Source organism: Sphaerisporangium sp. NPDC004334 (genome assembly GCF_053602655.1).
This window is the reverse complement of the sequence record NZ_JBSGDZ010000051.1, coordinates 1-12,306: the sequence shown is the minus strand read 5'-3', so window position 1 is coordinate 12,306 and position 12,306 is coordinate 1. Positions and strand designations below refer to the sequence as shown.

Sequence of the window (12,306 nt, the reverse complement as noted above, 5' to 3'; positions counted from 1 at the left end):
ATCCCCCTAGACAACCGGGCTTCGCGCTGCCTATCTTCTTTTGCATAGCCCCCTAAACAGTTCGTCTCAGCGGCCTCGCTGTAGCTGTCTAGGGGGATCGACAGGAGATGAAGCGATGGGTATCCGAGGTGCCATCCCGATCCGGTTCGAGGATGTGTTCCCCCACGGCTGCTTCATGGTTGGTGAGGTCGACCAGGTCAAGGACTTCGAGGCCTCTACCGCCACCAAGCCGGTCTACGCCCGTGACAAGACCACGGGCGAGTTCGTCTGGCAGGTCACCGTGATCGACTGCGACCCCGATGCGCGTGAGAAGACGGTCAAGGTCAAGATCACCTCGCCGGTTCAGCCGGTGCCTCCGGCGCCGATGCCGGGGTTGCCGTTCATTCCGGTGGAGTTCGGCCAGCTCGCCGTCACGCCGTATGTCAACCGCAACGGCCGGCTCACCTACTCGGTCAAGGCGCGTGAGATGCGCGCTCCACGCAACGTCAGCTCGACTCCCGCGGCTTCGGCTGCGGTCAAGCACGCCAGCGTCTCTGGAAAGGAAGCCGCCTGATGGCTCGCCGCAGGACTGCCCGCATCAGCACGATCACGCTCAACACCGGCAGCGGTGCTCAAGCGATCAACCACCCGTACCCCGCCCGCACTCCGGTCCTGGCCCTCGACTTCGGCGCCCTGTCGGTCCTAGTCACCACCTCCACCGGCGACGAGGTCACCGCCACCGACCTGGAGTTCGCCCGCCAGCTCGCCCACCAGGCCCACCAGTTCGCCACCTCGGTGGAGCGCTGCTACCACGGCCTGCCCAACGGACGCGGGGTGGCTGCGTGAGAGACGACCAGCACCAGCCCTACACCCACCTGCGAGCCGCGATCGACGACGGGATCACCTGCCTGGACGTCTCCTTCTACACCCCCGACCTGGCCGTCTCCAAGTTCTGCATCGACCAGGAGCGGGCTTGCCTGGACATCTCCAGCGCCGATGGCCAGGTGAGCATCTCCAGCACCGGCGGCGGCCCTGTCACCCGAGCCGACATCGCGCTAGCCCGCGAGCTCGCCCACGCGGCAGAGCGCTACCTCTCGGAGTGCGAGCGCCTGTATGCCAAGCGCCACCTGCCCCCGGCCGCCCGAGTCGAGGCCTGACATGTGGTGGGGCCGCTGGAACTGGTACTTCCGGCGGCCCCTGGTCTCCCTGGACACAACATCAAGAGAGGGCTCAAGCCTAATGTTCAAGAAGCTCCCCGGCGATGAGACGGCACGCCTGGTACCCACCACGCCGGACACCGCCGTCGTCTTCCGCCCGGCCGTCGTCCAGACCCCGGCCATCCTGACCGTCGCCATCGCCGTCTGGCGCATGCTCACCGGCCTGATCGGCCTGGCCTGGCGGCACCCGATCGCGCTCACCATCACCGCCGGCCTCGGCGTCATCTGGACCCGATACGGCTACCTGCACGTCCTCGCGCTCGCGGGCCTGGCCGTCGCGGCTGGCACCTCGTGGGCGCTGATCGACCGGACCTCGTTCCTGCGCCTGATGGGCTGGCCCCTGCTGGCCTGGTGGCGGCTGGTCTCGGTCTACCGGCGTCACTGGCAGCCGGTAATGATCGTCTCCGGGCTCGGACGGTATCTGCGGGGGCGCGACTGCCTTCCTCGGCTGCTCGCCGTCACCTGCACGCCGTGGGCGGATCTGGTCACGGTGCAGATGCTGTCGGGGCAGGCCGTCACCGACTGGACCGACCGCACCGAGCATCTCGCTCACGGCTTCGGCGCCACCTCCTGCCGGATCACCGTCCAACGCTCCGGCAGACTCCTGCTCACCTTCCCGCGCAGCGACCCACTCACCGTCCCGCTCCCGGCCCTCCCCATACCCGAGACAGCCTCGACAGGGCCGGTACAGGTCGGCATCCAGGAGAACGGCCACCCGTGGCTGCTCAAGCTCCACGGCACCCATGTCCTGGTCGCCGGAGCCACCGGCGCAGGGAAGGGCTCGGTGATCTGGTCGGTGATCCGTGGACTGCTGCCCGCCGTCCGCGCCGGGCTGGTGCAGGTCTGGGCGCTGGACCCCAAGCTCATGGAGCTGTCCTACGGCCGCGCCATCTTCGGCTACCGCTACGCCGCCGACCCCCAAGCGTGCGCTGATCTGCTGGATGCGGCGGTCAAGGTCATGCAGGAGAGGGCAGGCCGGTTCGCCGGCGTCCAGCGCAACCACACCCCCACCGTCGAAGACCCGTTCGTCCTAGTGGTCGTCGACGAGGTCGCCTTCCTGACCGCCTACCAACCCGACAAGCACCTTCGCCAGCGCATCACCGCTGCCCTCGCCACCTTGACGACCCAAGGTCGAACGGTCGGCGTCGGCGTGCTGGCCGCGCTACAGGACCCCCGCAAGGAGGTCATGAACATCCGCAACCTGTTCCCCGACAAGATCGCCCTGCGGCTCGACGAATCCGAGCAGGTGGACATGGTCCTCGGCGACGGAGCCCGAGACCGGGGAGCACTCGCCGACCTCATCTCACCCCGCCCCGAGGCCGGGGCCGGCAGCGGATACGTCCGCCTGGAGACCAGCCCCGACCCGGTACGCGTTCGCGCCGCGTACGTCTCCGACGCTGACATCCGCACGATGGCGGCCGAGTTCGCCCCGGTGGGTGAGGCCGTATGACGCTGACTCACTTCCTCGACGGCCTGCGTTGCGAGGTGTGCCGCTGTCTCAACGTCCTGTGGCTGGACCCGGCATGCGGGCTGGTGGAGTGCCAGGAGTGCGGACAGACCGCCGTGACGCTTCCGGCCGAGGACGGCGGTGATGCCCTGTGACCAACGCCAACGACCGGTCGCTGCCTCGGGCGGTGCGGATGGCCATGCCGCTGGCGCGGGATGTGGTCGAGCAGATCGCCAAGCAGTACGGCGTGTGCATCCGTCCCGTCGCGCTCCAACGGCTGGACCTCGCGACCGGCAAGTCCGAGATCATCGATGTTCCGTGCGGGGCGACGCTGGAGTCCAAGTGCCCCTCCTGCGCGAAGCGCAACAGGCAGCTTCGGATGGCGCAGTGCCGGGAGGGCTGGCACCTGGAGGCCGAACCGATCGTCACCCCAGATGAGGCGGACGACTATCAGCGCTGCCTAGTTGAGGTACGGGCTGACGCCCAGGTATGGCGGGATCAGGCCGAAGCCGCGGGGCGGTCCACCGAGGAGTTGGATGCGGCGATCGCCGAGTTGGACGAGGAGATCAACAACGCCGGGATGCGCGGCAACGTCCTCGGTCGGACGGCGGGCAAGCGGTGCCGGTCGACCAAGCGGCGCCAGGATGCCCCGGATCTGCCCAGGCGCAAGATGAGCGCCTCGACCCTCGGCCGGGTGTTCCACGCGCCAGACGGCAAGATCTTCCGGCCATCGATGTTTCTTACCCTCACCCTGCCGTCGTACGGGCGGATCAAGGACAGCGTCCCGATCGACCCGAGCACCTATGACTACGTCCGAGCTGCGCGGGATGCGCTGCACTTCTCCAAGCTGGTGGACCGGTTCGTGCAGAACTTGCGCCGTGTGGCCGGCTTCGACGTGCAGTACTTCGCCGCCGTCGAATCACAGAAGCGGCTCGCCCCGCATCTGCATATGGCCGTCCGTGGGACGCTGCCGCGTGCGGAGATCAAGCAGATCGCCGCGGCGACCTACCACCAGGTCTGGTGGCCGGCGATCGACGAGGTGAAGTACCAGGGCGATCACCTACCGGTCTGGTCCGACGGCGTCGGTTACCTCGATCCGGCGACCGGTGAGCTCCTACCGACTTGGGACGAAGCCCTCGACCGGCTCGACGCCGATGAGGAGGCCGACCCGCTGCATGTGGTCCGATTCGGCACCCAAGTTGACGTGCAAGGCGTGCTCGCCGGGACCAAGGACGCCGACCAGTGCATTCGCTACCTGTCCAAGTACCTCACCAAGTCCATCGGCGACACCCTCGACGCCGACAACCAGGCTCAGCGGCTCCACGCCGAACGGCTGGCCGACGCGCTGCGGTTCGAGCCGTGCTCGCCGACCTGCCCCAACTGGTTGCGGTACGGGGTGCAGCCCAAGAGTGCGAAGGCGGGCATGGCCCCGGGCCGGTGCCGGGGCAAGGCGCACAAGCCCGAACACCTCGGCTACGCGGGCCGCCGCGTGCTGGTCTCTAGGAAGTGGAGCAACAAGACGCTGACCGAGCACAAGCAGGACCGGCGTACCTAGGTGCTAGAGGCCCTCGGCGTTGCTGACGAGCCGGTCGACCCGCACCGCTATGTCTGGCGTCCCGTCCCGCATGGCGATGCCAACGTGCCTCCGCTGGCCCTACGGCTGCTGCGGTCGGTCCATGAGCGGCAGCGGTGGCGCAACCACATGAACCAACTCCAGGCGCAAGGAGACGGACACGATCTTTCGGCAACTGAGGGGAAAGCTGCATGAGCAAGCGTGACGAGCTGATGACCGTTCCCGACATCCTCACCGAGCTGGGCGGGGTCTCCCTCCGCACCTTCTACCGCTGGCGGGAGATCGGTAAGGCGCCCAAGGGCTTCAAACTGCCCAACGGCGAGATCCGGGTCTACCGGAGTGACTTCGAGGCCTGGCTGGAGACGCTGCGGGAAGCCGCATGACGACCAGCTATGACGTCAAGTTCTGGGACATCCGCCGGAACAAGTCCAGTAAGACGGCGTCGTACGAGGTGCGCTGGAAGGTCGGCGGCCGGGAGAAGTCCAAGACTCTTCGGGCCAAGGCCCTGGCCGAGAACTTCCTGTCCGACTTGCGGCAGGCGGCTCGTCGCGGAGAGGCCTTCGAGCTGGAGACCGGGCTGCCCGAGTCGCTGGTCAAGGCCAAGGCCGCGCGGACCTGGCTGGAGTTCGCCCAGGCGTACGTACTGGCCAAGTGGCCGCACTCGGCGGCCAAGTCGCGTGAGGGGATCACCGACACGATGACCGGCGTCACGCTCGCCTTGCTGCGGGACCGGCCGGGTAAGCCCGATCTCCGGGTTCTGCGGTCGGTTCTGCGTGGGCACGTCTTCCTGCCTGATGGTCGGCGGGGGAGTCTCGACCCTGAGCACGCCGCTGCGCTGCGCTGGCTCACCTCTGCCTCGCTGCTCATGGTCGAGCTGGAAGAGGCCAAGATTGTGCGTACGGTGCTGGAGGCCCTGTCGGTCACCCTCGACGGGACGCGGGCGGCTGACTCGACGTTCCGGCGTAAGCGGGCGGTCTTCCATCACGCGCTGGAGTACGCCGTTGAGCTAGGGGATCTTTCGGCAAATTCGCTGGACCGAGTGAACTGGAAGCCCGCCAAGGTCTCGGGGGAGGTGGACCGGCGGGTCGTGGTCAACCCGGCGCAGGCTCGGGAACTCCTTGTCGCAGTGACTTACGTCGGCCGGTCCCGCGGGGCGATGCTGGCGGGGATGTTCGCCTGCATGTACTTCGCCGGCCTGAGGCCCGCTGAGGCGGCCGGGCTTCGCGAGAAGGACTGTCATCTTCCGGCAACTGGGTGGGGCCTGCTGACCTTGGAGGAGACACGGCCGGAGAGCGGACGGCGGTTCTCCGACTCGGGAAGCACCCACGATGTCCGCGGGCTGAAGCAACGTCGGCGCAAGGCCATACGCGACGTGCCGATCCCGCCGGAACTGGTGGTGATTTTCCGCGAACACATCGAGCGGCATGGCACGGCAGGGGACGGGCGGCTGTTCCGGACCGCGACCGGTGGCGTCTTCTCCACGACCGCGTACGCCAAGGTGTGGAAGGAAGCACGAACGTACGCGCTGACTCCCGATCAGGTCGTATCGCCTATGGCCGGCCGGCCGTACGACCTGCGCCATGCGGCTGTCTCGCTCTGGCTCAACTCCGGCGTTCCAGCACCGGACGTAGCCGAACGGGCCGGGCACAGCGTGGACGTGCTGCTCCGCGTATACGCCAAGTGCGTCGATGGGCAGCGGGAGATCGCCAACCAGCGAATAGCCGAGGCGCTGTCGGCGTGAGGCGAGGTCATTCCTTAGCACCTGCATCACGCAAGGTGCTCGTGGAAACTGGGAGCACTGTGATCGTCAATTCCCGGATGCAAGTCCTGCTGGCGCAAGCGCCGGAGGAAACCTGGGCGCGCCCGCTCCCAGAGGATCTTCAGGAGACGGTGGACGCGGGATGGGCCTACCGATCAGGGGGACCACTGCTGCTAGCGGCCCTTTGCGCTTCTGCCGTTGACACGCCGCCGCCGGGCGAGCAGTACTTCGCCACCGAATACCACGTCCACGACATTTGGGTGCCCGGAGACGACCTTGACCCCTCACGCAACGTCTACCTTCCCGCCATCGCCAGCCGTGCCCTGGTGTTCGCCTGGGCCGCGCTCAATGAGGCGAGGCATTTGCCGGAGTTCAGGACATTGGCGGCGGTCGTAGGCATCGGCGTTGCGGACGACTTCCTGTTGCACGGCACGACTGTCAGGTTCTTCACCCGCCGAGGGGAGTATCCCTCCTGGTTCGACGATCTGGAGAGTTACGAATTGGAGGCGATGGCACTGCTTGACGCCTCCGACGCGCGGCGTCCCCTGCCTCTCTGGATGGACCTGCGCCCGTGAAATCTACCTGCGTGTTCGCTCCAGGACAGGGCCGGGCGCCGCGTGGACGTGCTGCTGCGGGTCTGTGTCAAGTGCGTCGACAGGCGGTGGGAGATGGCGAACAGGCGGATCGCCGAGGCGCTGTCGGCGTGAGGACGATCTACCATCGGAGGGTCGCGGTCATCCCGTGGCCCTCTGTTTTTGTGCCTCTGACCTGGGCAAACGTCGCTGGATTCATCCCGCGTATATCCCGTGAGGGGTGGGTGGGGCTGCATTGGGTGGCATCCGGCTGCGGGTGGGGGCGCTCGCCGATCAATGCAAAAGACCAGGTCAGCTGGGGTGCGACCTGGTGATGAGGGCGCGCCCTGCAGGATTCGAACCTGCGACCGTCGGATTAGAAGTCCGATGCTCTGTCCAGCTGAGCTAAGGGCGCGAGAATTGGGGGGGTGACCAGCGGGATTGCTAGCCGTGTGGCACACTAGCATAGCCGCAGACCGATGAAACAGCATCGGATTTGGAGTAACGCCAGATGGGTAGATCCCCGCTACTCGCTCACCTGATCCCCTCCTGGAAGCTTGCCCTGGACGGCGCCCGCAAGTCGTCTGGCACGATCACGAGCTACCTGCACACTGCCCACCTATTCGTTGACTACCTCGACAAGCATGACATGCCGGGGCGGATCAATGAGATCAAGGCCAAGCACATCCGCAGGTTCTTCGCGGCTCGGATGAGCGGGTGCTGGCTGGATGACCGGCGCACCCAGCCGTGCCCCTGCGGGCAGACCAAGGAGCACTCCGCGGGCGACACCCACAAGCACTACCGAAACCTGCGCATCCTGTTCAACTGGGTGGTGGCCGAGGACGAAGTGGGAGCCTCGCCCATGGCCAACGTCCAGCCGCCCACGGTCACCACCGATCCCGTCGAGCCCCTCACCGACGACGAGCTCGCCCGGATGCTGAAGACGTGCGCCGGCACCACCTTCGTCGACCGCCGCGACACCGCGATCATGCGCGTCCTGCTCGACAACGGCATGCGCGGCGGCGGCCTGGCCGGCCTGCGCTACCACCCCAGCGACGACGAGCAGACCGACGTCTTTCTCTCCCAGCATCTGCTGCGGATTCGCCTGAAGGGCGGGCGCGCCCACATGGCCCCGATCGGTCGCAAGACCGCCGCCGCCATCGACCGCTACCTGCGCGCCCGCGCCCGACACAAGCACGCCGAGAGCCCATGGCTGTGGCTGCCTGAACGCGGTATCACCGCGGCGGGCGGCGACCGGCGCCTGACGAGTACGGGCATCTTGCAGATGCTCAAACGGCGGGCCAGGGAGGCCGAGATCTCGGGCGTTTATACGCACAGGTTCCGGCACACGATGGCCACCGGCTACCTCGACGCCGGAGGCGACCCGATCGACCTGATGCACATCGGCGGCTGGACCAGCCTGGCCATGGTGCAGCGGTACACCAAGGCCACCGCCGAGCGCCGGGCGCGCAATGCGCACGCCCGGCTGGCACCCGGCGACCGAATCTAGTCGAGCAGGCAGGCGTCCACGTCTGCCAGCGGGTTCAGGTCGACCCGTAGCCGTAGCCCGTCACAGTCAGCCGCCTGCTCGGTCGGCTCGCTGACCGTCTGCGGGGTGACGGTCGGCTTCGGGGCAGGCCGCGGCGGTGTGGTGAGCCGGTCGGTCGGTTGCGGTCGTGACGGCTGGGCGGTCGGCGGCCGGGGCGGAGCCGATCGCCGTGGGGGCGGTCGGGTGTGGGGGCAACTTGGTGGGTGAGGGCCGGTCCGCGGTGGGCGGTGGCGGGCTCTGCGAGTGGCTCGGAGGCGGGACTTCAATCGCCCCGATCGAGCGCGCCACCGGCGCGGCTTCGGCCATGGGGCACAGCAAGGCCTCGGCTCTCACTAGAGACACCGTTGGCAAAGTAGATAAGACAGAAATGGCCCCGTGATCACGGGTGTGATCATGGGGCCTTTCACGCGTTGGGGCCGTGTGCCTGGCCGGCTTCACCGCTGAGACCACCAATACGTCCCGCGAGGATTGGGATGAGGACCAGGTCCGGGATGGCACCTACGATGGCCTGCGCCGGGCCGGGCAGGGACAGCGCGCCCAGACTGGTCATGCTGCCGGAAGCAGAGCGGCGAAATGCGACGTGCGGTCGGGGCCAGCGGCGTTCCGGTAAGCCATGCGTCGAGCCAAGTGAGGTTCAGCGCCGCCGCGATGAGTATGTGCTGGAGATGGGTCTTGGCGGTTCCGCGGTAGCGGGATCGCTGCAGGCCAAAGCCTCTGACGCCCAGGGCGATGGTGCCCTCCACGCCCGCCCTGTGGGCATAGCGTTACTGCCGTTCGTCGGTGCTCTGCCTCTGTCGTGCGCGTCGCAGGGCTTCATGCTCCTCCCGTGGGCGCAGGGTGATGCGTCGGCCTTTGGTCCCGCGGGAACTAAGGCGAGGAGTGAAACACCTGGGTGTAGTAGTGGAAGGTCGCCGACTCACCTGCATGCTTATGGCCCTGAGGGACCGTCCCAGGGCCGGTGGCGATGCCGACGCCTGTTGACCTGTGGTTCGGATTGAGCAGGTTGGCTTTGTGAGGAAGACTCTCATACCACCACCAGTCGTGCGCCGCCTTGGCTGAGGGTGAGGGGACGTCACCTCCCCAGAACCACTGAACGTATACGTTCTCCGTTCCGGCGGAACCCATCACGCTCTGGATCCGCTGCTGTGGCGTGCTGTCGTCCGAGCCGTAGTGTCCCGGAAAGCCATCCAAAAGCTTCTCCCATAGACCGGGATGGTTGGCCAGGTCCTGGCTGTGATCCTGAGCCACAGCAACAAGCCGCTTATCGAGGCGGAGGAACGGGGGACGCGGCCCAGGTGAATTGAAAATCCGCTTGTCGTTGGCCATTTCAACGAGGCGTATCGTCTCCGGAGGTTCCAAGAATGCGTTGATGGGATTGAATGTCGCGTCTGAGCGATCCAGTTCAGGGCTGTTCTGGTTGATCTCGCTGACGTAGAGGTGGAGGTTTCGATGCCGGATGTACAGCTTGTGAGCAACATTGTAGGAGCGGAAGGATGTCCAGACAGGGATAAGGAGGCCGCTGACTGGCATGAAGGACGCGTCTTCATGCATGAGCCGATCCCCCGGAGCGTACTCCGAAAGGATCAGGCGAGAGTTCTGGTGTCGCAGGTAGTGGTTCGGAAAGTTGGCCGACCTGAACGATACGTAGGAGGGGTCGCCGACGAGTCCTTCCACCACGTCGAATGATGCGTCGGCGCGGTCAAGGGCGCTGACGATGGGAGATATTTCTCCCTGACCGTTGGCATGCCGAATATAGTTGCCGCGAGGTTGCAAGGATTCGAAGGAACGCCGCTCATTCAACATTCACATACCCTCCGCCGTTCATCGGCTGGACCACAGGCACATATGCGCCACTGAGCTCATAGTTAGTATGGGCTTGCAGTGGGTGCTGGTCAACCGATTTACTTGCTAGCCGACTCCGGCTCATCCTCCAGGACGGTGGAACGCTGAAAGCGCCCCGCCGTTCTACTTCGGGACACCGTGGCGAAGTAGATCAAAGCAGCGGCCTTATGATCACGTTGGTGATCCTGAGGCCGCTATTGTCGTTCCTGCTTGCGGATGGACTCGTGGGTGTCGCGGCGTTCGAATGGTCTAGATCAGATCCCGGCGGGAACCCTGGCGGTAGCTCGGGCAGCTTTCCCGAAAGGCAGCCTGGCGATCCGTATCCGAGATGCGTTAAGTGTCCTATTCGAGGAAGGGGACTTCGCCGCGGCGTTCTCCGCCCGTGGCCGTCCGGTGCTGTCTCCAGCTCGGCTGGCGCTGGTGTCGATCCTGCGTAGGGCGGCTCTGATGATGGTCGGAGCCGCCCTGCTGTGGTCAGGCGCGCTTCCACCGCCGGCGCCCGTTGCTGTACCGCGTGCACCGGTACTTCTTCCCGGACACCTTTCGCAATGCCGGCCTTGCCGTGCGCGGCCGCAGGGCAGTACGCGCCGGGCGTCACGCACTCCCAGTGGTTGGCGACGCGGCGGTACGTGCACGCCGCCGCAGCGGCCGTGGCGAGGGCGTCTGCGGCGCCGATGGCGGCGGTGGTGACGATCAGGCCGACGTCGAGTGCCGTGGCCGAGACGATGGAGCGGTAGCGCAGCGGGATCTCCTGTAGGGATGGGACACAGGAGGAGACGGAGGCGGTCGGTCTGGGGTTGGCGCAGCGTCCATCAAGAAAATCATGAGCGTCCTAGACGGGGTGCGCGCTGCGGCGCCGACGCTGGGCCTCGACCCGGCGGACGCCGAGGGCCTGGACCGGACGATCGCCGAGATCGAGGAGAAGGGCAACGCTGGCGAGCTTACCCAGGAGGAGAAGAAGACGCTGCTCCAGCGGATCGGAGGCTTTCTGGGGAAGGCGACGACTGTTCTCGGTCCGACACTCCTGGCGGCGGTGAAGCAGCTGCTCGAGTCCTCGCAGTAATAGCACCAGAGCGTCTGCCTGCGACCGGATGCTCACGCCGATCAGGATGCGACCGGGTGGTGATCGATCGCTGAGCTACGGTGAATTGCGGCGGTCTGTGAGAGTTACTACTTCGACGAGGTCGGCCAGGTCGACGTGGGCCTGGAGCTCGCGGACCGATCCGGCATAGGCGACGAGAAATCCATACTTGCGGACGCGTAGAAGTTCACGGCCGTTGAGGACGATGTGCTCGATCTCGACCTTGTCCGGTCCGACCCATCGTGGTTTCACGCCGGGGAGGATAAGAAACTGCAGGTCAGCGCATGGCAAAGCCCTCCGCTGGCTGCGGAGGGCTGCCGGGGCGGTCAGCGCAACACGTGGTCCGGGCTGCCCAGCCAGAGCCACTGGGCGACCGGCTCCACCGTCATCCCGAACCGGTCCGGGGTAGGGCGTCCGGCCTGCACCCAGCGGGTGTCTGCGGGCTTGAGGTGCCGGTCTGCGGGTGTGGGGTGCTGGATGTCGTCGGCCACCGTTGCTTCGGCTGTGGTACGGGCCGGCGCGGACGTGTGCGGCTGGGCCTGTGGGAGGGGTGATCTTTGGGGCTATCGTGGCGTTCGTGTGTGGTGGCGACAGAGTGCGGATCGCGGCGGTGGTGTCGTGAACACGGCGTGGGTGGTGTGGGGTGGGTTGGTCCTCGGGTCGTTCGCCGTGCTGGAGACGATCGCGCTCCTGAACCACCGCGAGGGTGACACGCTGTCGGAGCGGCTTCGTGAGTGGCTGGGCATCTACCCGGTCAAGCACTGGAGGCTCGCCGCCAGTGCTGCCCTGCTGGGGTTTCTGGTCTGGTTCGGCTGGCACATCGTGTTCCAGCAGTAGCTGTCGAGGGGTGAGCAGTCCTGCTCGCAGCTGAGTTTCCGCCGTTCTCGACACGGCGCTCGCCGCCCGCATCGCGGGTGAGCCGCAGCGAGTGACGGCCGACCGGGATCTTGGCTGAGGCCACTGTTGATCATGAGAAGGAACCGCTCATGCCGCCATCGCGCCCCAGAGTCGCGACGACGGCGGTGATCACCTGAGGTGGGACGTTCCGCTGGAATGACACCATGCACCTTGCAGGAAGGTGCTGGACATCTTCTGCGGACGACGGACGTCCTGGCGACACTCACCGGGTCGGCGTGTACGCCGGGCGGCTTCCGGTCACGAGGTACATGTGGACGCCCCACCCGCCGGTGGACCCCCGGCACCCCGGGGTTGTCGCAGGGGCAGAAGTTCAGGAAGCACGGCATCCGCGCCTCCCACACCGCCGAGGTCGTCCTTTCCGACGTGCGC

At 66.6% G+C, this 12,306-nt stretch carries 14 protein-coding genes, 1 tRNA gene and 2 pseudogenes; 13 read left to right on the top strand and 4 right to left on the bottom strand.

The annotated features are described in order from the left end of the window. Positions 1-115: 115 nt before the first annotated feature. The 9 genes from ACWEN6_RS39010 (at position 116) to ACWEN6_RS38970 (ending at position 6,550) form a co-directional block, all read left to right on the top strand. The gene (locus ACWEN6_RS39010) at positions 116-553 is read left to right on the top strand and encodes a plasmid replication, integration and excision activator (protein WP_452577057.1); all 438 of its coding nucleotides are present in this window, start codon (positions 116-118) and stop codon (positions 551-553) included. Continuing rightward, positions 553-825: a hypothetical protein gene (locus tag ACWEN6_RS39005; protein WP_452577056.1), complete on the top strand. Its 273-nt coding sequence runs from the start codon at positions 553-555 to the stop codon at positions 823-825. The genes ACWEN6_RS39010 and ACWEN6_RS39005 overlap by 1 nt, the downstream gene beginning before the upstream one ends. After that, positions 822-1,136 (top strand): hypothetical protein, encoded by a 315-nt coding sequence (locus ACWEN6_RS39000; protein WP_452577054.1) that lies wholly within the window; start codon positions 822-824, stop codon positions 1,134-1,136. Before ACWEN6_RS39005 ends, ACWEN6_RS39000 begins: the two co-directional genes overlap by 4 nt. Before the next feature lie 82 nt (positions 1,137-1,218). After that, positions 1,219-2,646, top strand: coding sequence for an FtsK/SpoIIIE domain-containing protein (locus ACWEN6_RS38995; protein WP_452577052.1), 1,428 nt, complete (start codon positions 1,219-1,221; stop codon positions 2,644-2,646). Further along, a complete protein-coding gene (locus ACWEN6_RS38990; protein WP_452577051.1) occupies positions 2,643-2,798 on the top strand; it encodes a hypothetical protein in 156 nt (51 codons plus the stop codon). Before ACWEN6_RS38995 ends, ACWEN6_RS38990 begins: the two co-directional genes overlap by 4 nt. Then, positions 2,795-4,198, top strand: a complete 1,404-nt coding sequence (locus ACWEN6_RS38985) for a replication initiator (RefSeq protein ID WP_452577049.1) — start codon at positions 2,795-2,797, stop codon at positions 4,196-4,198. Before ACWEN6_RS38990 ends, ACWEN6_RS38985 begins: the two co-directional genes overlap by 4 nt. Before the next feature lie 209 nt (positions 4,199-4,407). Further along, positions 4,408-4,599, top strand: coding sequence for a helix-turn-helix transcriptional regulator (locus tag ACWEN6_RS38980; RefSeq protein WP_347628742.1), 192 nt, complete (start codon positions 4,408-4,410; stop codon positions 4,597-4,599). Beyond that, positions 4,596-5,957 (top strand): tyrosine-type recombinase/integrase, encoded by a 1,362-nt coding sequence (locus ACWEN6_RS38975; protein ID WP_452577047.1) that lies wholly within the window; start codon positions 4,596-4,598, stop codon positions 5,955-5,957. Before ACWEN6_RS38980 ends, ACWEN6_RS38975 begins: the two co-directional genes overlap by 4 nt. A 59-nt stretch (positions 5,958-6,016) precedes the next feature. Then, complete coding sequence (locus ACWEN6_RS38970) at positions 6,017-6,550, top strand: hypothetical protein (protein ID WP_452577045.1); 534 nt, start codon at positions 6,017-6,019, stop codon at positions 6,548-6,550. Positions 6,551-6,888: 338 nt separating this feature from the next. Here the strand turns inward: ACWEN6_RS38970 and ACWEN6_RS38965 are convergent. Next, positions 6,889-6,962 (bottom strand) — tRNA-Arg (locus ACWEN6_RS38965). A gap of 96 nt (positions 6,963-7,058) precedes the next feature. Here ACWEN6_RS38965 and ACWEN6_RS38960 point away from each other — a divergent pair. Further along, entirely contained in the window at positions 7,059-8,057 is a 999-nt protein-coding gene (locus tag ACWEN6_RS38960; RefSeq protein ID WP_452577043.1) for a tyrosine-type recombinase/integrase, read from the top strand. A gap of 473 nt (positions 8,058-8,530) precedes the next feature. On the opposite strand, the pseudogene ACWEN6_RS38955 reads toward ACWEN6_RS38960, so the two are convergent. Both ACWEN6_RS38955 and ACWEN6_RS38950 read right to left on the bottom strand, forming a co-directional pair. Then, positions 8,531-8,845, bottom strand: a pseudogene (locus ACWEN6_RS38955) (transposase); the annotation flags it as partial. Between the two features lie 118 nt (positions 8,846-8,963). After that, positions 8,964-9,899, bottom strand: coding sequence for an AbfB domain-containing protein (locus tag ACWEN6_RS38950; protein ID WP_452577042.1), 936 nt, complete (start codon positions 9,897-9,899; stop codon positions 8,964-8,966). Between the two features lie 267 nt (positions 9,900-10,166). Here ACWEN6_RS38950 and ACWEN6_RS38945 point away from each other — a divergent pair. Both ACWEN6_RS38945 and ACWEN6_RS38940 read left to right on the top strand, forming a co-directional pair. Further along, positions 10,167-10,373: pseudogene (locus ACWEN6_RS38945) on the top strand (IS5/IS1182 family transposase); the annotation flags it as partial. 388 nt (positions 10,374-10,761) lie between these two features. Next, positions 10,762-11,001, top strand: a complete 240-nt coding sequence (locus tag ACWEN6_RS38940) for a hypothetical protein (RefSeq protein WP_452577040.1) — start codon at positions 10,762-10,764, stop codon at positions 10,999-11,001. Between the two features lie 75 nt (positions 11,002-11,076). Here the strand turns inward: ACWEN6_RS38940 and ACWEN6_RS38935 are convergent, their stop codons facing one another. Further along, entirely contained in the window at positions 11,077-11,271 is a 195-nt protein-coding gene (locus ACWEN6_RS38935; RefSeq protein WP_452577038.1) for a transposase, read from the bottom strand. A 366-nt stretch (positions 11,272-11,637) separates the two neighbouring features. Here ACWEN6_RS38935 and ACWEN6_RS38930 point away from each other — a divergent pair, with 366 nt between their 5' ends. After that, a complete protein-coding gene (locus tag ACWEN6_RS38930; protein WP_354841463.1) occupies positions 11,638-11,856 on the top strand; it encodes a hypothetical protein in 219 nt (72 codons plus the stop codon). Positions 11,857-12,306: the final 450 nt, after the last annotated feature.